Genomic DNA, 19,978 nt, shown 5'->3' with positions numbered 1-19,978 from the left:
GCCCAGGAGGAGTCCCCCCAGTGACTCGTATTCGCTTCCTTGCTGCTGCGTTGCTTGCCCTTCCCCTCGCCGCCTGCGAGGTCGACAACACCCAGCTGCCCGAGGGTGAACAGAAGTTCGATGAGGCCACCGATTCCCTCGCCGACATCCAGGCCGCGCTCGCGGCGCTTCCCTCGGCGCAGATCGCTGGCCAGGAGGCCAACGGCATCCCCTTCATGATCACCGGCCGGCTGGGCAAGGCCGACGAGGTCCAGGGTCTGGCCCTGGGCTCTGGCAACCGCGTGAGCAAGGCGCTGCCCGGCATCGCCGCGGCGTTCCGCCTGAACGCGGCGGACCTGGTCGCCAAGCGCTCGCGCACGGATGAGAAGGGCGTGACCCACATCCGCTTCGGCCAGACGAAGAACGGCCTGCCCGTGGTCAACGATGAGATGGTCATCCACGTCGGCCAGGACAACACCATCATCGCGGCCAACGGCACGGCGCGTGACGGTGAGATCGCCCCCGCCCGCCCGAGCATCTCCGAGGAGGCCGCGAAGGTGGCCGCCCTGGACAGCACCACCGGCCGTCACCTGCAGATCGACGGCGTGCGCCTGGTGTACGTGCGTCCCTCCACGGACGCCAAGCTCCAGCTGGCCTATGAGGCCATCGTGAGCGGCGAGGGCCTCGACCTGCCCATCAAGGACGCCGTCTACGTGAGCGCCCTGGATGGCTCCATCGTGGCGCGTCACGCGAAGATCCACACGGCGCTCAACCGCAAGGTGTACTCGGCCAACAACGGCAGCTCCACCCCGGGCACGCTCAAGCGCTCCGAGGGCCAGGCGGCCACGGGCGACACCCACGTCGACGTCAACTACGACAAGCTGGGTGGCACCTACAACTGCTACAAGAACAACTTCGGCCGCGACTCGTTCGACAACGCGGGCGCCACGCTCATCAGCACCGTTCACTACAGCCGCAACTACGTGAACGCGTACTGGGACGGCACCCAGATGGTGTACGGCGATGGCGACGGCGTGAACTCGACCCAGCTCGGCCTGTCCGCGGACGTGACCACGCACGAGCTCACCCACGCGGTGACCGAGCGCGAGTCCAACCTGACCTACTCGGGTGAGTCCGGCGGCCTCAACGAGGCGATGAGCGACATCTTCGGCGCCTACTGCGAGAGCTACGACTCGGGCACCTGGGCGACCACCAACGCGGTGTTCATGGTGGGCGACGACATCTGGACCCCGGCCACGCCGAACGACGCGCTCCGCTACATGTACGACCCGGCCAAGGACGGCGCGTCGCACGACTTCTGGACCACCAGCACGAAGAACGTCGACGTGCACTACAGCTCGGGCGTGGCCAACCTGGCCTTCACGCTGCTCTCCAAGGGCGGCACGCACCCGCGCGGCAAGTCCACCACGGTCGTCCCGGCCATCGGCGTGCAGAAGGCCGGCGCCATCTACTACAAGGCCAACGTCGACTACTTCACCGCCTCCACCAACTACTCGCAGGCGAGGACCTACCTCGAGCAGGCCGCTGCGGCGCTCTACGGCGCGGGCTCGGCTGAAGTGGCCGCGGTGACGGCCTCCCTGACGGCGGTGGGCGTGGGCGTCGCGGCTCCTCCGCAGACCGTCTACCTCAACCAGACGGGCCTGGCCGCGTCCACCGGCGCCTCGCTGAGCTACACCCTGGCCGTGCCGGCCGGCAAGGCCTCCACCTTCGCCATCTCCGGTGGCACGGGTGACGCGGACCTCTACGTGCGCGCTGGTGCGGCTCCGACCACGACCACCTACGACTGCCGTCCGTACAAGTCCGGCAACAGCGAGACGTGCGAGCTGCCGGCGAAGACCGCGGCCACGACGTTCTACATCTCGGTGCGCGCCTACAGCACCTTCTCGGGTGTGACGCTGACGGGCAGCTACTAGTCCCTCACGAGCACTTGAGCTGAAGACGAACCCCTGGGAGGCCCCGCCTCCCGGGGGTTTCGTTCGTGCGGGCCTTCCCGCCGGGCCGGGAAGGGTGTAGGTGCGGCGGACCGTATGGCCACTCCCCGTCCCCTGCGTGAAGCGGACCTCTCCCGAGTGGAGGGTGTCTTCACCGATGTCGATGGCACCCTCACCACCGCGCATCGGTTGCGCTCCACCACCATTCGCGCCCTCGAGCGTCTCTCGGACGCGGGCTTCAAGGTGGTGCTGGTGACGGGCCGGCCGGCGGGCTGGGGCGAGGCCTGGGCCCGCACGCTGCCGGTGGAGGGCGTCATCGCGGAGAACGGTGGCCTGTTCTTCCTGCGCGGCGCGGGGGGACGGCTGCGCAAGGTGTACGCGGAGTCCCCGCGTGTCCGGGGGCCCAACCGCGAGCGGCTCCAGGCCGAGGTGGCGGCGGTGCTGCGGCAGGTGCCGGGCGCGCGGCTGTCCGTGGACAGCGCCTACACCGAGGTGGACCTGGCGGTGGACTGGAACGAGGAGGCGCGGCTGGGCGAGGCGGGAGCCGAGCGTCTGGAAGCCCTGCTGCGCGCGCGGGGCGTGACGGCGGTGCGCTCGTCGGTGCACATCAACTGCTGGCTGGGCCGCTTCGACAAGCGCTCCGCGGTGCGCCGCTTCCTGAAGCTCGCCTGGGGGGTGACACCCGTGCCGGGCGAGCCCCGCTTCGTGTACGTGGGGGATAGTTTCAATGACGCTCCGATGTTCGGGGAGTTCGCCCTGAGTGTCGGGGTGGCCAACGTGCGGCGGGTGCTCGAGCGCATCGACACGCCGCCGGCCTTCATCACCCGGGCGGAGGAGGGCAGGGGCTTCGAGGAGCTCGTGCGCGCCCTGCTCGCTTCCCGGGGAGTCAGAAGAGGAGTTGCACCGTGAATGTCGTGAAGTTGGAGCTCGCACCGGGGCTGGGCCGTCACCTGCGCGCGGGGCACCCGTGGGTGTTCCGCAAGGCGCTCGCCCAGGTGCCGAAGATTCCTCCGGGCAGCGTGGTGGATCTGGCGGAGAACGGGAAGTTCGTGGCGCGCGGCTACTTCGATCCGCACTCGGCCATCGCCGTGCGGGTGCTCACGCGCAACCCCCGTCAGGCCATCGACGCGGCCTTCTTCGCCCAGCGCGTGAAGCAGGCGCTCGCCGAGCGGCGCTCGCTCATCGACTTGAAGGACACGGACAGCTTCCGGCTCCTGCACGGCGAGGGGGATGGGCTGCCGGGCGTGATCGTGGACCTGTATGGCCGCTACGCGGTGCTCAAGCTGTACTCGGCGGGCCTCACGCCCTACCGGGGGCTCATCGTCGAGGCGCTCAAGGCGGCGGTGCCCGAGCTCCAGGGCATCATCGGCCGGGACGAGGTGGGCCGGGACGACGTGGAGGACGACGAGGGCCGGGGCGCGGGGCGGATGCTCTGGGGCGAGAAGGCGCCGGAGCTGCTCACCATCCGCGAGCGCGGGGCGACGTTCCTCGTGGACGCCTGGAAGGGGCAGAAGACGGGCTTCTTCCTGGATCAGCGCGAGAACCGCTACCTCATCCGGCGGCTGGCCGAGGGCCGCGACGTGCTCAACTGCTTCTGCTTCAGCGGAGGCTTCTCGGTGAACGCGGCCCTGGGCGGGGCGAAGAGCGTGTTCTCGGTGGATCTGGATCCGGAGGCCATCGCCCTGGCGCGCGAGAACTTCACGCGCAACGGCCTGCCGGCGGAGAAGTACGACTTCCTGGCGGCGGACGTGTTCAAGCTCCTGGCGTCCTTCCGCGAGGAGGGCCGCACGTTCGATCTCATCATCCTGGACCCGCCCGCGTTCGCGAAGAGCCAGAAGGCGGTGCAGGCGGCGATCGACGGGTATGCCTCGCTCAACCGCCAGGCGCTGGGACTGTTGCGGCCCGGAGGCCTGCTGGCGACAGCCTCGTGCTCGGCGCGCGTGAGCCCGGACGACTTCCTGGGCGCGGTGAAGGAGGCGGCCTTCAAGGCGGGGGTGGATCTCGCCCTGGTGGAGGAGCGCTACCAGCCGCCCGATCACCCCATCCGGTTGCAGTTCCCGGAGGGCAAATACCTGAAGTTCTACGTGATGGCGTCCGTGTGAGGGGCGGCCCGGGGGCGGACGCCCACGGGCCTCAGTTCTTGAACACGCGCGAGGCCACGCGCTCGATCACCTCGGTGCTCCAGTGGAGGCTGGCCTTCATGAGCTGGTCCATGTGCTGCTGGAAGGTCTCCACCGGGGGCACCGCGGCGTAGGAGCGGCTGAGGAACAGGCTCTTGTTCTCCGGCTCGTAGTCCACCACGCCGCCGCCGGTATCGGTGCCCGCCTTCTCCTCGGCGCTGAAGCCCTCGATGACGCCGGGCTTGGGGCGATCCCGGAACTTGTAGACGAGGGCGCTCGCCTCCAACTGCTGCGTCTTGCCGTGGTACTCGAAGTAGAGCTGGGCCTCGCCGATCACCGCGCCGCCAAACCCCTGGGGATTGAGGCCCTCGCTGGGTTGCTTGAGGGCCAGCAGGTACGCCTGCACCAGTTTCTGCGCTTCGTCGCGGGTCATGGAATCCTCTCCCTCGGCAGGGGGGTGTCGTCTCTCCAGAGGTTAACAGCAGCGCAGTGGAGGCCGCGAGGAATGCGCCGGGGCGTCACACCGCGTTAAACTCGCGCGCTCTATGGTCCTCAAAGGTCAGTACCTCGAGCGCCCGGCGCTCATCCCCGTGGGGCGTGAGGTGATGGAGGGCGTGGCGCACCGGGGGCAGGTGCGCCCTCCGCTGCTCGTGCTGTCGCCCACGCCCGAGGAGGGAGGCGGCATGGATCATGTCATCGGGGCGGAGCTGGCCTTCGCCGCGGCCACGGCGGGCCATGCCACGCTGCGCTTCAACTACCGCGGCGTCGGCGGCAGCCAGGGTGAGCGCGGCACGGGCGCGGCCCTCATCGACGAGGCCGAGGCCGCGTTGACGGTGGTGTTGGAGAACGCCCAGGCCCCCACGGCGGCGGTGGCCGCGATGCATGGCAGTGCCCGGGTGGCGCTGGGGCTGCGGGCGAGGCATTCCGGGGTGGCGGGCCTGTGTCTGGTGAGTCCGCGTGGGGTGACGCCCGGGGAGCTGACGGGCCTGGGGCGGGAGCTGCTCGTGGTGGTGGGTGAGCTGGACGCCACCCTGCCGCGCGCCGAGCTGGCCCGGGCGGTGGACGCGGCGGGCGGTACCCTGGAAGTCGTGGAAGGGGCGGGCGCGCACCTCCACCATGCCCTCCCGATCGTGGGCAAGCAGGTGCGTGCCTGGTTGAAGCGGCTGTCGGGCAACTGACCGATGCCGCGTAAACCATTGAATCCACTGGCGCTCCCCGGCCGGATGACGGCTTGTCCTCCGGGCGGGAAAACGAGCAGATTCGAGTGAGACCCAATCGTTCCGCGGTTCGTTCGTAGGGGTCGTCACGAAGGAGCACCCATGCCCATGAAGCGTTGGATCCTGGCGAACGCGGTGTTGGCCCTGGCGCTGGTGGCCTGCGCATCGCCCCCGGAGTCCGCGGAGACGGCGGAGCGAACGGCCCTCGAGGCGGACACCTCGCGGCGCGTGCTGTCGGAGGAGGATCCCCACGGCATCGTGGTGGACTTCAAGGATGGCACCTCGCAGGAGGAGATCGATGCCTGGGAGGCGGAGTGGGGGGTGGATCTCACGTACAACTCCGTGGAGGGGCCGCGCTCGGGCGTGGCGATCGCGCACGGGGTGGAGGACGTGGACGCGGTGCTCGAGGCCATCCGCCAGCACCCGGCCGTGGAGTCCGCCGAGCCGCTGCGCGTGTACCGGGTGCCCGTGGGCGAGGAGGCCGTGTTCGAGGAGCCAGCGCCGGCGCTCGACAAGGAGGGCTTCACACCGAATGATCCCGAGTATCCCCGGCAGTGGAACCTGCGGATGATCCACATGCCCCAGGCGTGGCTGCGCAGCCACGGCAAGGGCGTGGTGGTGGCGGTGCTGGACACGGGCATCGCCTACGAGGATTACGACGACTTCAAGCAGGTGCCGGACCTCAAGGGCATCCGGTTCAAGAAGGGGTATGACTTCGTCGGCGACGACACGCACGCCAATGACGACCATGGGCATGGCACGCACGTGGCGGGCACCATCGCGCAGGCGACGAACAACGGGGTGGGCGTGGCGGGCGTGGCGTTCGAGGCGACGCTGATGCCGGTGAAGGTGCTCAACCACTTCGGCTCTGGCACGTCGGCGGACATCGCCGATGCCATCCGCTTCGCGGCGGACAATGGCGCCCAGGTCATCAACATGTCCCTGGGTGGTGGGGGCTACTCGCAGGTGATGGCGGACGCCGTGGCGTATGCCCGGAAGAAGGGCGTCACGGTGGTGGCCGCGGCGGGCAACGCGGGCCGTCCGCGGGTGGAGTTCCCCGCGGCCTATCCGGGCGCGGTGGCGGTGGCCGCGGTGGGCCCGGGCGGCGTGCGTGCTCCCTACTCGTCCTATGGCCGGGAGCTGGACATCGCGGCGCCGGGTGGAGACAAGCGCCAGGGCGACGCGGGCGGCATCCTGCAGAACACGATCGATCCACGCGACGTCTCGCGCTCCGTGTATGCCGCCTATCAGGGCACGAGCATGGCCACCCCCCATGTGGCGGCGGTGGCGGCGCTGCTCTACGCCGAGGGCGCCAGCGGACCGGACGAGGTGGAGCGGGCCCTGTTCGCGGGCGCTTCGCGCGTGGGCGGGCAGGCCTGGTCGGAGGAGTACGGCCACGGTCTGCTGGATGCCGAGGCCTCGCTCAAGGCGCTGGGTGGCGCGAGCTCGCGCTGGCCGTCGCTGTGGTGGGCCCTGGCGCTGCTGGCGGTGGTGCTGCTGACGCTGCGCGGGCGCGAGCGCCCGGGCTACCTCAACATCCTCCTGCGTCCGAGCTTCCTCGTGCCGCTGGTGCTGGCCACCGTGGGGGCGTTCTTCCTCCGCTCGTGGGTGGGTGGTGTCCCGGGCGCGGCGGGCGAGGTGGTGCAGGTGGCCTGGCTGCCCATTCCCGACTGGCAGCGCATCATCTTCGGCACCCGTACGGTCAGCCCGCTCTTCTACAGCGCGCTCATCCCCCTGGTGCTCTCCATCTTCGCCATCAAGTTCAAGGGTCTGCGCCCCGCGCTGGGCGGGCTCGCGCTGGGCTTCGCCGGCTTCCTCGCCTACACCGCGTGGGTCAAGGCGCCCGCGCTGGCGTGGATGCCCTTCACCTTCATGGCCCGGCCCTGGCTGGTGGTGAACGTGCTCATCTGCCTCTTCATCTCGCGCGCCATGCTGCGCCGGGAGTCGCCATGAAGCTCACCGGACGCGTGGTGTTCCGCGACATCGAGACGGGTGTCTGGGTGCTGGAGGGCGATGACGGCCGCACCTACCAGCTCGCGGGCGGGGATCGGAAGATCAAGAAGGATGGCCAGCGCATCGAGGCGCACGGGGACGTGGACCGCGACGCGCTCACCGTCGCCATGGTCGGCCCCGTGTTCACGGTGACCTCGTACCGCTTCCTCTGAGGCCGGCCCTCACCCCTCCAGGGCGCGCGCGAAGGACACCACGCTGCGCGCCAGGGAGGGAAACCCCATCTCACGCGCGAGCTGGGACAACTGCCGCCGGAATTGGGGCTCGGGGGGAAGGGGCTCCTGGGTGCCCACCAGGAGCAGGTTGATGTACTCCGACGCGCCGCGCAGCATCGCGCAGTCCTCGAAGCACCCGGCGAAGGTCCGCACCCGCCACGCCACCTTCGCCGGATCCTCCAGGGCGATGTTGAGCACGGCGACGCCTCCCGGCAGCAACCGGCGCCGCACCGTCTCGAGGAAGAGCGTCTCCTTCAGGTGCTCCGGCGTCCCTTCGCCCGCGAACGCGTCGAGGAGGATGAGATCATAGAGCGGCCCGCGCTCCTCCATGAAGTGGGCCGCGTCCCCGAGCTGGATGTGCAGCCGCTCGTCCTCGTGGACGTGGAAGTAGCGCCGGGCCACCTCCACCACCACGGGGTTGAGTTCCACCACGTCCACCCGCGTCCGGGGCAGGCACCGGTGCAACAGCCGGGGGAAGGCGCCTCCCCCGAGTCCCACCACCAGGACGCGCGAGCGCCCCCGGGTGAGCGCGAGCCCGGCGGTGGCCACCCGCACGTAGCTCGTGGGCACCGCGAGGGGATCGCTCTTGCGCAGCGCGCTCTGGATGGCGCCCCGGGGACTGTCGAAGCGCAGCGTGCGCAGGTCGCCCGTGTCCACCACGAACACCGTCCCGAGCGGCGAGGGCTCTTCGTGGATCACGGTGGCCGAGGACCGCGGGCTCTTCGCCGGCTTCGCCGCCCCCGGGCGGGTTCCACGCTTGGATTTCGAGTCGGACATGCGTGGGAAGAGACCTTCTCACATCAACAGGTAGGACTGAGGCCGCAGCGGCTCGGGAACGGGCTCGCCCAGGGCCTCGAGCAGTCCCCGTTCCGCGGTCCGGGCCATGGCCAGCAGGGGCAGTCCGTTGGGCACGTGGGCGAAGGGGTTCTCCAGCTCGTCTCCCAGCGCATCCAGCCCGAAGAAGGTATAGGCCAGGACGGCGGCGAGCACCGGGGCCATCCACCCGAGCAGCTCCGCCAGTCCGAAGGGCAGCAGCAGGCAGAACAGGTAGGCGGTGCGGTGCAGGAGCACCGTGTAGGCGAAGGGCAGGGGGGTGAAGCGGATGCGCTCGCAGGCGGTGAGCACCGTGGACAGCCCACCGACGCGCTCGTTCAAGGTCTGCCAGGTGATGTCGGTGAGTCGGCCCGTGCGCCGCAGGGAGGCGAGCTCCTGGGCCATCTCGCGCAGCAACGCATCCGGCGGGCTGATGCTGGCCTGGACCCGAGCCAGCTCGTCGGGAGCGAGGTAGCGGGCGAGGTTGTCGCCTTCGTCGTGCCCGCGCAGATACCCGGCGAAGGCATGGGCGAAGGCGATGCCGCGGTGGACGAGCCTCCGAGCGTCGTGACGTCCTCGCACGGGAGTCCCCGGGTCCGCGCCGTCGTCGAGCAGGGCCACGGCATCACGGGCCAGGGAGCGCAGCTCGATGATGAGCGCGCCCCAGTGCTTGCGCGCCTCCCACCAGCGGTCGTAGCTGGCGTTGTTGCGAAAGCCGAGGAAGATGGAGAGCGCGAGCCCCAGCAGGGACATGGGGACGGCCGTGCTGGAGGGCAGGTGGAGCCAATCCTTCTGGATGGCCCAGACCGCGAGGCCGGACATCAGCGCGATGCCCAGCACTTGAGGCAGCACGCGGGGAAGCACCGAGCCGCGCAGGATGTAGAGCAACTGCCAGGCGGTGGGACGAGGGCGGATGATCATGGTGGAGTTGCCGGGGCGCGTTGGTCATCGCCCCGCGAGGTGCCTCCCTGGCATACTGCGTTCCCCGCGCATGTCCACCACAGACCGAGTCCTCTTCGACAGTTCGAGATGGCCCCTGCTCTCCCTCGGGTTTCCCCGGGCCCTTTCCCCCGAGGAGTACGAGGCGTTCCTCGTGACCTTGGGCGGGCACCTCGAGCGCGCCGAGCAGAAGCTCATCCTCCTCATCGACCTGCGCCAGATCTCACGGATGTCCATGGATCAGGAGCAGCGCCAGCGTCAGTTGGCGTGGCTCAAGACGCATGAGGCCCACCTGCGCGAGCGGATCCTGGGCGCGGGAATCATCCTCTCCTCGCCCCTGGCCCGGCTGGCTCTCCGCGCCATCCTGGCGGTCCTGCCGCTGCCCACGTCCGTGCTCACCTTCTCCACCCCCGAGGAGGCCGAGCGCTGGGTGGCCGGACTCCTCCCTCAGGCGGGGCGGTAGTGGGCCTGGGGTGACGAATGACGGCGGATGCCGGTGGCATCCCCGCCCGGGGACATTAGGATGCGCGCCTACCTCTCGCCGTAAGGAGCCTTCACCGTGGCCGGATCCAGCCTGCTCGCCCTGATCGACGACATCGCCACCCTCCTGGACGACGTGTCGGTGATGACCAAGGTGGCGGCACAGAAGACCGCCGGGGTGCTGGGCGATGACCTGGCGCTCAACGCCCAGCAGGTCACCGGCGTCAACGCCGACCGGGAACTGCCGGTGGTGTGGGCCGTGGCCAAGGGCTCGATGCTCAACAAGGCCATCCTGGTGCCCGCGGCGCTGGCCATCAGCGCCTTCATCCCTCGGGCGGTGACGCCGCTGTTGATGGTGGGCGGCCTGTACCTCTGCTTCGAGGGCTTCGAGAAGCTGGCGCACAAGTTCCTGCACAGCCAGCACGAGGACGAGGCCCATCACAACGAGCTGGTCCAGGCCGTGGCCGATCCGAAGGTGGACCTCGTGGCGCTCGAGAAGGAGAAGATCAAGGGCGCGGTGCGCACCGACTTCATCCTCTCGGCGGAGATCATCGCGATCTCGCTGGGCGTCGTGTCCAGCGCGCCCTTCATGACCCAGGTGTTGGCGCTGGTCGGCGTGGCCGTGCTGATGACCGTGGGCGTCTACGGACTGGTGGGAGGCATCGTCAAGCTCGACGACGCGGGGCTCGCGCTGAGCCGTCAGACGGGCGAGGGCGCCTGGCCGCGGACCGTGCGCGGCCTGGGAGTGGGCATCCTCAAGGCGGCGCCGTTGCTCATGAAGTTCCTGTCGGTCGCCGGCACCGCCGCCATGTTCCTCGTGGGTGGAGGCATCCTCACGCACGGCATCGGCCCGCTGCACCACGCGATCGAGGGCGTGGCCCACGCCGCGGGCGTGCTGGGGGCGCTCGTGTCGCCGCTGGCCAATGCCCTGGTGGGCATCCTCGCCGGCGCGCTGGCGCTGGGCGTGGTGAGCCTGGGCTCGCGCGTGCTGGGCCGCGGCAAGGAGAAGTGAGGCTCAGAAGCTGACGGCGTCTTCTCCGGCCCCGCCGCCAAAGCCCTCGATGATGCCCCGGTTCTGCGGCACCGTGCAGGGGCATACCTCGTAGTGGCACGGACGGGGCGCGTCCCACAGCTTCAGCGTCCCGTCGAAGACGTTGCCCAGGTGTCCGTCGCCGAAGCGCTTGCCGGGGTAGCAGGAGAAGGCGTCCCCCTTGGGATGGATGATGAAGTACTGGCTGCCCGCGTGGCACAGGCGGCCCTTGAGCTGATAGCCGCGATTCATCCGAGACGGGGACGCCATGTCCCCGAAGGCCCGGTCGATGCGCCAGCGGTCCATCCAGCCGTACTCGGCGGGCTTGCCGTTCACCCGCATGAGCTGGGGATAGAACTTGATGCCCGCCCGCTCGAACTGCTCGCGGCTGGCGGCCACCTCCGGCACCTGTCCGGGCACCACCACGCCGTTGACGACGAAGGTGGCGCGCGGCCATCGGGCCAGCAGCTCCTTCACCGCTCGCGCCTTCTCGAGGAACTCCGTCTCCTCCACCTCCTCGCGATGCAGCGAGCACGAGAAGGTGCGCAACCGCTCTCCCGCCGCCTCGATGAAGGTGGAGATCACCCGCAGCGGGGCCGACAGGTTGGTGAGCAGCGACACCTTGTGTCCCGCCTCCGCCAGGCGCCGTGCCACCTCCGGCAGCCGCTTGAGCAGGAAGGGCTCTCCGCCGGAGATCTTGAACTCCCAGCTTCCCGGCAGTGCCGTGAGCGCGGTCAGCGCCGCCTCGAGCTGCTCGTCCGTGGGCCCGCCAATGCCCGGCATGTGCTTCTGCACGCAGTACGTGCAGCGGTAGTTGCACCCGCCGACGATGTTCCAGCTCACCGTGGGACGTGGGCCGCTCATGGCAGCTCTCCCTCCTCGAGCATCTCGCGCAGATCCCTCGACGCCGCGAAGTTCATGTCGTGCTTTCCGCAGCGCGCGCAGCCCGGGTAGTACTCGCCCCGGTGCAGCCGCTCGCGCACCGCCTCGTATGCCGGCGCGCGCCACAGGTCCTGGAAGGCACCGTCCTTCACGTGCCCCGCCTCGATGTGCTCGCAGCAGAAGAAGACGCGCCCGTCCACGTAGACGCGGCTGTAGAGATAGCCCGCGAAGCACCCCGTCTCCCGCCCCGAGGGCCACTTGCCCGACAACTGGACCTCGTACGCGTCCAGGTTGTGCTTCACCTTGAGCGCCTTGGCCTGCTTGCGCGCCTCGGGGATGAGCTCGCCGAGCACCTGCTGCCGCTGCTCGGCGGTGAGCGCGTGGTGTTCGGTGCCCCGGGGCACGTCTCCCACCTTGAAGGACGAGCGCGCGCCCACGTCATGCGCGAGCCGCACCATCTGGGGCAGCTCCTGGTAGTTCACCCGGTTGATGACCTGCACCAGGTTCACGGCGGTGACGTCGCGCACCGTGCGTACGCCCTCGAGCAGCCGGTGGAAGGTCTCTGGAGGCTGGTTGGGGTGGTAGGCCACATAGGTCTCCGGAGAGGCGGAGGCCATGTTGAGCAGCATCTGGTCCACGCCGAGCCCGCGCACCCGCTCCCAATCACACAGTGTCCCGTTGGAGATGACGGTGAGCCGCAGGCCGCGCGCCTTCACCGCGCCGATGAAGGTGTAGATGTCCGGGTGGGTGAAGGGCTCGCCACCGCCGCTGATGACGATGCGCTCGGCGCCCGCGTCGGCGCACTCGTGCACCATGCGGTGGAAGGTGGCCGCGTCCATCCGCTGCCGCTTCCACGCCACCGGCTTGGCCTGCGCCAGGTCCGGCGCGTAGTTCCAGCAGGTGATGCAGTCCAGGTTGCACGCGTTGGTGACGTCCAGGTGGACCGTCTCCGGCCCGGTGCGTGGCCGGCGCTCCAGGTAGCCCTTGAGGCGCTCGCGCATCGGATTCGGGTTCTTCATGGGAGCAACTCCAGCAGTGCCCGCGCCGCGGGCTCCGCGCCATTGCGCGCCACCTTCTCGCGAGCCCTCGCGCCCAGGCGTTGGCGCACCTCCGGCTTCATCAGCTCGCGCACCGCGCGGGTGAGCCCCTCGCGCGTCAGCGGCGAGCACGCCAGGCCCGCCCCCGCGTCCTCCACCTCGTGCACGCGCTTCTCCTGGTCGTCCACCATCCGTTCGAAGGGCACGAAGACGGAGGGGATGCCCGCGTACAGCAACTCGTGGACGGCGTTGTAGCCGGCCGCCGTCACCGCCGCGTCGAAGGCCGGCAGGAAGTCCAGCGCGGGGTAGCGGCCCTGGAGCACCACCGCTCCCTCCAGCGCGGGCGGCTGCTCGCGCCACAGGGGACCCGCGCCCACCACCAGTCGCACCCCGGGCAGCTCCCGCGCCACCTGGGCCGTGAGCGTCAATGCCCGGGCTGCCTCGGGGTCTCCACCGCCGCCGAAGGAGGCGTAGAGCAGGGTTCCGTCCCGTGGCAGTCCGAGCGCCTCGCGTGCCCGGGCCCGGTCTGGCAGCTCGTGGCGCTCGCGGATGAGGATGGGGCCCACGGCCAGGGCCTTGGCGGGCTCGGGCAGTGGCCCCACCCGGGCCACGTCCTCGTGGGGGATGAGGATCCGGTCATACAGCCGCAGCGAGGCCTGGAGCAGCTCGGAGCCCGCCACCGCGGCCCGCTGCTCCCGGAAGACGAAGACGTTCTTCTGGCGCCAGCGCAGCACCGGAATGAGTTCCTCGAAAGAGCCGGTGGGGTAGGTGTCCACCACCAGCACGTCCGGATCGAACGCGGAGATCGTGTTCCACGTCACCGTCTGCACCAGCTTGAGGTAGTGGCCCTTGCGCAGGCCACAGCGCTCGCGGATGGTCTTCGAGGGCAGCTTCACCGCGGCGAACCCCTCGCGGTAGATGACGTGATCGGCCTCGGACGAGGTGAGGAAGAGCACCTCGCACTCCGGCGAGAGCCGGCGCAGCGCCCGGGCGATGGACACCAGGCGTGTGACGTGGCCCAGTCCCAGACCATTGACGGCGTAGAAGACGAAGCGGGGCGCGCCCATCAGGAGTGATCCTTCCAGTCGCGCTCCTCGCGGTGTTCACTGGCCCTCTTCGCCGCCGCCTGGGTCGCGGCCTGGGTCGCGGCCTGGGCCGCCGCCGCCTCGCTCGCGCTGTCGAGATCCAGCAACCGGCTCACCCCGTAGGCCGCCAGTCCCGTCGCGAGCGCGCCTCCCGCGGCCATCGCCGCCACCTCGCCGAGTGAGCGCTCCGGAGCGTACTGCCAGGCGGGCATCGTGCTCATGTCCGGATGGGGCTGGTGACGATGGGTATAGGGATCGTACCCGTGCACCTCGCTCCAGTGCTGGGTCTGGCCAGAACTCGATCGCCGCACCTTCACGGGGGGAGGCTGACCCGCGGCGGCCATGTTCGCGCACGGGGGGCACGCGAGCACGTGCGTGACCTGAGAGCCCCGCTTGAGGGGCACCTGCATCCGGAAGGACGGGTTGGCCAGGGGGCGTGCGCAGAAGTAGCAACCCACGCGCTCGCCCTCGGGCAGGAAGGCCTGCTCGCCAAAGAGGCCGTGCGCATGGGCCACCGCCGCCTCCGTCGCCTCGTGTGCCTTGTCGATCCGCCGCTTCACGGCGGACCGCGACGCGGTTCCCTTCCGGAAGTCCTCCATCGATTGCCAGGCGTTCTGCTCGGCCATCGTGGCCTGGTTGAGCAGTGCTCGCAGGTCGGCGTCCTCGTTCAGCCGCAAGGCATGCTCCACCTGGGCGAGCGAGGCCGCGACCTGTTTCAGCTGCCCCTCCAGCGGCGCGAGCTCCTCGCTCCGGGGCTGGAGGGTGGAGGTGGAGGCGTGGTGCGAGTCCTGAAGGGGCTTCGTTTTCGACAGCTGCCGGCGGAACAACAGGAAGAACAGGAGGGCCATCCCGGAGCAGAGACAGAAGGACAACATGGGGTTGGCCGGCTTCTTCGACGTCCCGCCTCGCGGGACAACGGAAGGCTCGGGTGGCGGCGGAGCGGGGGGCGTGCTGGCGGACGGAGTCGAGGGCTCTTCCGAGGGAGTGCTGGTGGACGGAGTCGAGGGCTCTTCCGAGGGAGTGCTCGGCGGCGGTGTTGGCGAGAAGCCCATCTCCCGGAGCTTGTCGTCGATCTCCGCGCGCTTGTAGGCCGGGTCCAGGGAGCGCGAGTGGAGCAGGGCCTCGCGGGCCTCCGAGAAGCGGCTGAGCTTGCGCAGGGCGAGGCCCCGGTTGTACTGCCAGCGCGCCTTGCCGGGCTCGATTGCCGCGGCCTGATCGAAGCGATCGAGGGCGCCCGCGTAGTTCTTCGCGTCGTAGAGGCGCTTGCCCTGCTCGTACACCTCGAGGGCCCGCGCGGCCGTTTTCCCCGCGGACTGCTTCGGGCTCTTGGCTCCCCCCTGCGCCAGCGCCATGGGCGCCACGACGAGCACCCCCACCAGTGCCAGGATCTTCCCTTGCTTCAAGTACCCACTCCCTCGCGTCGAACCAGGAGGGAGTTGATACCGGAAGGCGCGGCGGGGCAATGCGTGGAAAAGACGAAGGGCGAAGGGAGCGGCAAACCCCGCCCACCTTCGCCCTCGAGTGAAACCCGGGCGCCGCTTCGACTGCCGCGGCACCTTCGGGGTTCTCAGCCCTCGCGCTCCTCGCGCTTGCGGTCGCGCTCGGCGCGGTAGCGCTCGCCCGAGCTCAGCGCCTTCTTGCGCATGCGCACCGACTTGGGCGTCACCTCGACCAGCTCGTCGTCGGCGATCCACTCCAGCGCCTTCTCCAGGCCCATCTCGCGAGGCGGCGTGAGGATGACGTTCTCGTCGCGGCCGGCGGCGCGGATGTTGGTGAGCTTCTTCTCGCGGCAGGCGTTCACGTTGAGCTCGGAGGGGTGCACGTGCTCGCCGATGATCATGCCCTCGTAGATGGTGACGCCGGCGCCCACGAACAGGTGGCCGCGCTCCTGGATGCTGAAGAGCGCGTAGGGCACCGTCTCGCCCAGGCGGTCGGACACGATGGCGCCGTTGGCGCGCTTGGGGATGTAGCCGAACCAGGGCTCGTAGCCGTCGAACTGGCTGCTCATGATGCCCTCACCGCGGGTGATGGTGAGGAACTCCGAGCGGAAGCCGATGAGGCCGCGCGCGGGGATGCGGAACTGCAGGCGGGTGCGCCCACCGCCGAGCTGGGCCATGTCCACCATGCGGCCCTTGCGGGGCCCCAGGCGCTCGGTCACCGAGCCCACGCTGTTCTCCGGCACGTCGCAGAAGAGCAACTCCATGGGCTCGTGCAGCACGCCGTCGATCGTCTTCGTCACCGGCTCGGGGTTGGAGGCCGTCAGCTCGTAGCCCTCGCGGCGCATCGTCTCGATGATGACGGCGAGCTGGAGTTCGCCACGGCCCACCACGCGGAAGGCGTCCGGCGTCTCGGTGTCCTCCACGCGGATGGACACGTTGCGGTAGGCCTCGCGGTACAGGCGCTCGCGCAGGTTGCGGCTGGTGACGTACTTGCCTTCCTTGCCCGCTAGCGGCCCGTCGTTGACCTTGAAGATCATCATCATCGTGGGCTCGTCCACGGTGATGCGCGGCAGCGCCACGGGCCGCTCCGCGTCGGCGATGGTGTCACCGATGGAGATGTCCTCGATGCCCGCGATGGAGACGATCTCTCCGGGGCCCGCGTCGGGGATCTCCGTGCGCTTGAGGCCCTGGAAGCCGTAGAGCTTGACGATCTTGCCCTGGGCGATCTTGCCGCCCTCGCGCATCACGGCCACGGGCATGTTGGCGGCGATCCGCCCCGCCTGGACGCGGCCCACCGCGAGGCGGCCCACGTAGTCGTCATAGTCCAGGTTGGCCACGAGCAACTGCAGCTGCTCCTGCTGCGGCGCGGGCGGAGGCGAGATGTGTGAGAGGATCGCCTGGAAGAGCGGCTCGAGCGTCTTGCCCGGCACCTCCAGGCTCGTGGAGCTCTGGCCCTGGCGCGCCACCGTGTAGAGCACGGGGAACTCGAGCTGGTGCTCGTCCGCGCCCAGGTCGATGTAGAGCGAGTAGACCTGATCCAGGATGTCCTTGGCCCGGGCGTCGGCGCGGTCGATCTTGTTGATGACGAGCACCGTCTTGAGGCCCATGCCCAGCGCCTTGCTGAGCACGAAGCGCGTCTGGGGCAGGGGACCTTCGGCCGCGTCCACCAGGAGGATGACTCCATCCACCAGGCGCAGGCCGCGCTCCACCTCACCGCCGAAGTCCGCGTGGCCCGGGGTGTCGATGATGTTGATCTGCTTTCCCTGGTAGGTGACGGCGGTGTTCTTCGCGAGAATGGTGATGCCCTTCTCGCGCTCGAGGTCGTTCGAGTCCATCACCCGCTCGGTCAGGGCTTCGTTGCTGCGGAAGATGCCCGCCTGGCGAAGCATGTGGTCGACGAGGGTGGTCTTGCCATGGTCGACGTGGGCGACGATGGCGACGTTGCGGATGTTCTCTCGGGCAATCATGGATGCGGGGGATCTGCGGGGGACGGCCGAAGCACGAAGCCCGGCGGAAGAAGTCGTGGGTGGGCAAGGCGCCCGGGCCCTCAGGGGGCCTGATGGAACCCCTCAGAAACGCGAAGGGCGGGCGCTTATATGCCGTGAGTCCTCCCCCTGCAACGTGGCTGGACGAAAGGCGTGCCGACGACCAGCCCCTGGCCCCGGCGCGGCCCCTCGACTCCAGCGTCCTCCCACCAGGTAGGTGTGGAGGCGATATGCTCCCGCGCTCCTTCGCTAGGGGAAGGCGGCGAAGTACTCGTGCTTGTTGGAGGTGGGGTAGTGCGCCGGAGGAGGCACGAGCTGGTGCTCGCGCAGGAAGCGTCCCACCCGCCGCTCGACGGTTTCCCGGTATTCCAGGGGAGCCACGTGAGTCCCCTCGGGCAGCAGGAGGAGCTCGGCCCCGGGGATGTGGGCGGCCATCCGACGTGACAGCCAGGCGGGGGTGAACTTGTCGAGCTTGCCGGCGATGACGAGGGTGGGGACGTTCACGCGCGGCAGGTGCCGCCAGGCGTTGTGGTGGGCGGCCGAGCGCAGGGTGCGTACGAAGACGACCGGGTCCATGTTGGCCAGGTGCGCGAAGTAGGGGATGAGGTCGCTCTTGGAGAGCAGCGAGCGGTTCATCTCCACCGACAGGGCGACTTCCAGGGCCAGCGGGGTGCTGAGCAGGGCGCGGGTGAGGCGCGCCACGCGGTCCGGGAAGTGCTCCACGGTGAACCTGATGAAGGGGAAGAGCCGCTTGAGCAGCGGGCCGTCGTGGAAGGTGTCGAGCAGGGTGCCGTAGCTGCCGCACACCAGCACGAGCCCCTTCACCCGCTCGGGGAAGCGTCGGTGGAACTCGAGCGCCACCTGCACGCCCATGGAGTGGCCGAAGAGCACCGCCTGCTTGATGCCCGCCGCGTCCATCACCCGGTTGAGATCATCGCAGGTATAGGACATGCCGATGCGGTTGCGCTTGTCCGGCACGCCCGAGCGGCCATGGCCCCGGTAGTTCCAGCGCAGCACGCGGTGCTGGCGCGCCAGCGCGGGCTCGAGGTACTTCCACACGAAGCCGTCGCAGCCCAGGCCATCGCACATCACCGCGCCGGGCTCGCCCGCTCCACTCACCTGGTAGTACAGCGCCGCCCCATCGGGAACGGTGAGGAAGTCCTGCCGGAAGAGATCGCTCATGGTGTCATGCGTCCGCCTCGGCGTCGGGAGGAAGACCCGCGTCGAGCCCGTAACGGGCGATCTTCAAGATAAGGTTGGAGCGGCTGATGCCAAGCTCCCGGGCCAGCCGGCTCTTGTTGTTCCCAGTACGCAACAGTCCCTGGTGGATCATCTCCCGCTCGAGTGTCTCCACGGCCTCGTGCAGGCTGCCGGTGAGGCGGGGGAGGGGGGCGGACGAGCCCCCAGGCGACACCGCGTCGCGGATGCGGCTGGAGATGAGGTCGGCGGGCAGCAGCTCCAGATCCCCGCCGAGCACGAGCAAGCGCTCCATCTCGTTCTCCAGCTCGCGCACGTTGCCCGGCCAGGCATAGCGGCTGAGCAGGGCGAGCGCCTCGGGGGACAGGCCGCGGGCGCGCTGACCCTCGCGGTGGTGCTTGCGCAGGAAGTGATCCACCAGGAGCGGCAGATCGTCCCGGCGCTCGCGCAGGGGCGGCAGGTGCACGCGGATGACGTTGATGCGGTAGTAGAGGTCCTCGCGGAACTCGCCGCGCTTGACCATCTCGCCCAGGTCCTTGTGGGTGGCGGCGACGACGCGCACGTCCACCTCGCGCGGCTGGGTGCCGCCCACGGGCAGGAACGTCCCCTCCTGGAGCACGCGCAACAGCTTCACCTGCAACGCGGGCGACATGTCACCCACCTCGTCGAGGAAGAAGGTGCCACTGTCGGCCGTCTCGAACAGGCCCTTCTTGTCGCGCACCGCGCCGGTGAAGGCGCCCCGCATGTGGCCGAACAGGGCGCTCTCCAGGAGGTTGTCGTTGAAGGCCGAGCAGTTCTGCACCACGAAGGGCGCGTTGCGCCGGGGGCCGTTGTCGTGGATGGCGCGCGCCACCAGCTCCTTGCCCGTGCCCGACTCGCCGTTGATGAGCACGGTGGCCTCGGAGTTGGACACCTTCTCAAGCACCTTGAAGATTTCCTGGAGCGCGGCCGAGCGGCCGATGATGTGCCCGAAGCGCGCGTTCGCGCCGCCGCGGGCGGGTGCCTCCTGGGCACGCTCCTGCTCGCGGGTGCGCTCGGCCTCGTAGGCGGCGATCTCCCCGGTGCCGTACTCGAGCAGTACGGTGAGCTTCTCCAGGTTGTCGTCATCCAGCACGAGCAGCCGCTCCACGGCGCGCTCCACGTCCAGGGTCGCCGGTTGCAGCTCGCGCAGCCGCGTCCGGATGCCGTCCCGCGCGCCCGTCGTCAGCGGCTCGCGCAGCAGACCCTCGACGAAGAGGAACCCCTCGTACTCGTCCTGCACGTACAGTGGCGCGGCCACCAGGCTGAACTGGAGGTGGCAGGGGTGCACGATGGCCCGGCGCAGGCGCCGGTTGCCGGCAAACTGCTCGTGCAGCTCGCGCACCGACTGGTTGCAGCGCCGCAGCCCCTCGCGGGAACCCCGCGCGAGCCGGCAGCAGGCACTGGCCGCGGAGGCGATGGCCTCGCCCCGGTTCCAATCCAGCACCTGCCCGTGCCGATCCGCGAAGTGCAGCTCCGCGCGCCACCACTTGCGGACGAGCTCCCGCAGCATGATGATGCTCTGAAGGTTCTGGTGCCGCTCACGGTCCATTTGCCGTGGCTTGGGAATGTTCAACAAG

At 69.6% G+C, this 19,978-nt stretch carries 18 protein-coding genes; 8 read left to right on the top strand and 10 right to left on the bottom strand.

The annotated features are described in order from the left end of the window. Positions 1-20: 20 nt before the first annotated feature. The 3 genes from CYFUS_RS28420 (at position 21) to CYFUS_RS28410 (ending at position 4,033) form a co-directional block, all read left to right on the top strand. Positions 21-1,913, top strand: coding sequence for a M4 family metallopeptidase (locus tag CYFUS_RS28420; protein WP_095988081.1), 1,893 nt, complete (start codon positions 21-23; stop codon positions 1,911-1,913). A gap of 114 nt (positions 1,914-2,027) precedes the next feature. After that, positions 2,028-2,840, top strand: coding sequence for an HAD-IIB family hydrolase (locus CYFUS_RS28415; protein WP_095988080.1), 813 nt, complete (start codon positions 2,028-2,030; stop codon positions 2,838-2,840). Further along, complete coding sequence (locus CYFUS_RS28410; protein WP_095988079.1) at positions 2,837-4,033, top strand: class I SAM-dependent rRNA methyltransferase; 1,197 nt, start codon at positions 2,837-2,839, stop codon at positions 4,031-4,033. The genes CYFUS_RS28415 and CYFUS_RS28410 overlap by 4 nt, the downstream gene beginning before the upstream one ends. 31 nt (positions 4,034-4,064) lie before the next feature. Here the strand turns inward: CYFUS_RS28410 and CYFUS_RS28405 are convergent, their stop codons facing one another. After that, positions 4,065-4,484: a type III secretion system chaperone gene (locus CYFUS_RS28405; RefSeq protein ID WP_095988078.1), complete on the bottom strand. Its 420-nt coding sequence runs from the start codon at positions 4,482-4,484 to the stop codon at positions 4,065-4,067. Between the two features lie 112 nt (positions 4,485-4,596). Here CYFUS_RS28405 and CYFUS_RS28400 point away from each other — a divergent pair, with 112 nt between their 5' ends. The 3 genes from CYFUS_RS28400 (at position 4,597) to CYFUS_RS28390 (ending at position 7,433) form a co-directional block, all read left to right on the top strand. Then, positions 4,597-5,229: an alpha/beta hydrolase gene (locus tag CYFUS_RS28400; RefSeq protein ID WP_095988077.1), complete on the top strand. Its 633-nt coding sequence runs from the start codon at positions 4,597-4,599 to the stop codon at positions 5,227-5,229. Between the two features lie 141 nt (positions 5,230-5,370). Next, entirely contained in the window at positions 5,371-7,221 is a 1,851-nt protein-coding gene (locus CYFUS_RS28395) for a S8 family serine peptidase (RefSeq protein WP_095988076.1), read from the top strand. Then, positions 7,218-7,433 (top strand): DUF5818 domain-containing protein, encoded by a 216-nt coding sequence (locus CYFUS_RS28390; protein ID WP_095988075.1) that lies wholly within the window; start codon positions 7,218-7,220, stop codon positions 7,431-7,433. Before CYFUS_RS28395 ends, CYFUS_RS28390 begins: the two co-directional genes overlap by 4 nt. A 9-nt stretch (positions 7,434-7,442) precedes the next feature. Here the strand turns inward: CYFUS_RS28390 and CYFUS_RS28385 are convergent, their stop codons facing one another. Both CYFUS_RS28385 and CYFUS_RS28380 read right to left on the bottom strand, forming a co-directional pair. Beyond that, positions 7,443-8,270, bottom strand: coding sequence for a spermidine synthase (locus CYFUS_RS28385; RefSeq protein WP_232536857.1), 828 nt, complete (start codon positions 8,268-8,270; stop codon positions 7,443-7,445). 18 nt (positions 8,271-8,288) lie between these two features. Next, on the bottom strand, positions 8,289-9,227 hold the full coding sequence (locus CYFUS_RS28380; RefSeq protein ID WP_095988074.1) for a bestrophin family protein: 939 nt from the start codon (positions 9,225-9,227) through the stop codon (positions 8,289-8,291). A gap of 70 nt (positions 9,228-9,297) precedes the next feature. Here CYFUS_RS28380 and CYFUS_RS28375 point away from each other — a divergent pair, with 70 nt between their 5' ends. Both CYFUS_RS28375 and CYFUS_RS28370 read left to right on the top strand, forming a co-directional pair. Then, positions 9,298-9,708 (top strand): hypothetical protein, encoded by a 411-nt coding sequence (locus tag CYFUS_RS28375; protein WP_095988073.1) that lies wholly within the window; start codon positions 9,298-9,300, stop codon positions 9,706-9,708. 96 nt (positions 9,709-9,804) lie between these two features. Then, positions 9,805-10,737 (top strand): DUF808 domain-containing protein, encoded by a 933-nt coding sequence (locus CYFUS_RS28370; RefSeq protein WP_095988072.1) that lies wholly within the window; start codon positions 9,805-9,807, stop codon positions 10,735-10,737. Positions 10,738-10,740: 3 nt separating this feature from the next. On the opposite strand, the gene CYFUS_RS28365 is transcribed toward CYFUS_RS28370, so the two are convergent. The 7 genes from CYFUS_RS28365 to CYFUS_RS28335 all read right to left on the bottom strand — a co-directional run bounded on the left by CYFUS_RS28365 (position 10,741) and on the right by CYFUS_RS28335 (position 19,950). Continuing rightward, positions 10,741-11,619, bottom strand: coding sequence for a radical SAM protein (locus tag CYFUS_RS28365; protein ID WP_095988071.1), 879 nt, complete (start codon positions 11,617-11,619; stop codon positions 10,741-10,743). Then, complete coding sequence (locus CYFUS_RS28360; protein ID WP_095988070.1) at positions 11,616-12,656, bottom strand: radical SAM/SPASM domain-containing protein; 1,041 nt, start codon at positions 12,654-12,656, stop codon at positions 11,616-11,618. Before CYFUS_RS28360 ends, CYFUS_RS28365 begins: the two co-directional genes overlap by 4 nt. Next, complete coding sequence (locus CYFUS_RS28355) at positions 12,653-13,741, bottom strand: glycosyltransferase (RefSeq protein WP_095988069.1); 1,089 nt, start codon at positions 13,739-13,741, stop codon at positions 12,653-12,655. The genes CYFUS_RS28360 and CYFUS_RS28355 overlap by 4 nt, the downstream gene beginning before the upstream one ends. Next, a complete protein-coding gene (locus tag CYFUS_RS28350; RefSeq protein WP_095988068.1) occupies positions 13,741-15,162 on the bottom strand; it encodes a tetratricopeptide repeat protein in 1,422 nt (473 codons plus the stop codon). Before CYFUS_RS28350 ends, CYFUS_RS28355 begins: the two co-directional genes overlap by 1 nt. 164 nt (positions 15,163-15,326) lie before the next feature. Further along, positions 15,327-17,165: a translational GTPase TypA gene (gene typA / locus CYFUS_RS28345; RefSeq protein ID WP_095988067.1), complete on the bottom strand. Its 1,839-nt coding sequence runs from the start codon at positions 17,163-17,165 to the stop codon at positions 15,327-15,329. Positions 17,166-17,432: 267 nt separating this feature from the next. Then, positions 17,433-18,365 carry an alpha/beta fold hydrolase gene (locus CYFUS_RS28340; protein ID WP_095988066.1) on the bottom strand — a complete coding sequence of 311 codons (933 nt, stop codon included), beginning with the start codon at positions 18,363-18,365 and terminating at the stop codon, positions 17,433-17,435. A gap of 4 nt (positions 18,366-18,369) precedes the next feature. Further along, on the bottom strand, positions 18,370-19,950 hold the full coding sequence (locus CYFUS_RS28335) for a sigma 54-interacting transcriptional regulator (RefSeq protein WP_095988065.1): 1,581 nt from the start codon (positions 19,948-19,950) through the stop codon (positions 18,370-18,372). Between the last annotated feature and the right edge of the window lie 28 nt (positions 19,951-19,978).

Origin of the sequence: Cystobacter fuscus (assembly GCF_002305875.1) — a bacterium.
Lineage (GTDB): Bacteria > Myxococcota > Myxococcia > Myxococcales > Myxococcaceae > Cystobacter > Cystobacter fuscus_A.
The sequence above is the reverse complement of the archived record's forward strand: the minus strand, read 5'-3'. Positions and strand labels throughout refer to the sequence as shown.

Bases quoted from the DNA above. Each gene is read 5' to 3' on its own strand.
- CYFUS_RS28415 (WP_095988080.1), top strand. From the start codon at position 2,028: ATGGCCACTCCCCGTCCCCTGCGTGAAGCGGACCTCTCCCGAGTGGAG.
- CYFUS_RS28405 (WP_095988078.1), bottom strand. From the start codon at position 4,484: ATGACCCGCGACGAAGCGCAGAAACTGGTGCAGGCGTACCTGCTGGCC.
- CYFUS_RS28400 (WP_095988077.1), top strand. From the start codon at position 4,597: ATGGTCCTCAAAGGTCAGTACCTCGAGCGCCCGGCGCTCATCCCCGTG.
- CYFUS_RS28395 (WP_095988076.1), top strand. From the start codon at position 5,371: ATGCCCATGAAGCGTTGGATCCTGGCGAACGCGGTGTTGGCCCTGGCG.
- CYFUS_RS28390 (WP_095988075.1), top strand. From the start codon at position 7,218: ATGAAGCTCACCGGACGCGTGGTGTTCCGCGACATCGAGACGGGTGTC.
- CYFUS_RS28385 (WP_232536857.1), bottom strand. From the start codon at position 8,270: ATGTCCGACTCGAAATCCAAGCGTGGAACCCGCCCGGGGGCGGCGAAG.
- CYFUS_RS28380 (WP_095988074.1), bottom strand. From the start codon at position 9,227: ATGATCATCCGCCCTCGTCCCACCGCCTGGCAGTTGCTCTACATCCTG.
- CYFUS_RS28375 (WP_095988073.1), top strand. From the start codon at position 9,298: ATGTCCACCACAGACCGAGTCCTCTTCGACAGTTCGAGATGGCCCCTG.
- CYFUS_RS28365 (WP_095988071.1), bottom strand. From the start codon at position 11,619: ATGAGCGGCCCACGTCCCACGGTGAGCTGGAACATCGTCGGCGGGTGC.
- CYFUS_RS28360 (WP_095988070.1), bottom strand. From the start codon at position 12,656: ATGAAGAACCCGAATCCGATGCGCGAGCGCCTCAAGGGCTACCTGGAG.
- CYFUS_RS28355 (WP_095988069.1), bottom strand. From the start codon at position 13,741: ATGGGCGCGCCCCGCTTCGTCTTCTACGCCGTCAATGGTCTGGGACTG.
- typA (WP_095988067.1), bottom strand. From the start codon at position 17,165: ATGATTGCCCGAGAGAACATCCGCAACGTCGCCATCGTCGCCCACGTC.
- CYFUS_RS28340 (WP_095988066.1), bottom strand. From the start codon at position 18,365: ATGAGCGATCTCTTCCGGCAGGACTTCCTCACCGTTCCCGATGGGGCG.
- CYFUS_RS28335 (WP_095988065.1), bottom strand. From the start codon at position 19,950: ATGGACCGTGAGCGGCACCAGAACCTTCAGAGCATCATCATGCTGCGG.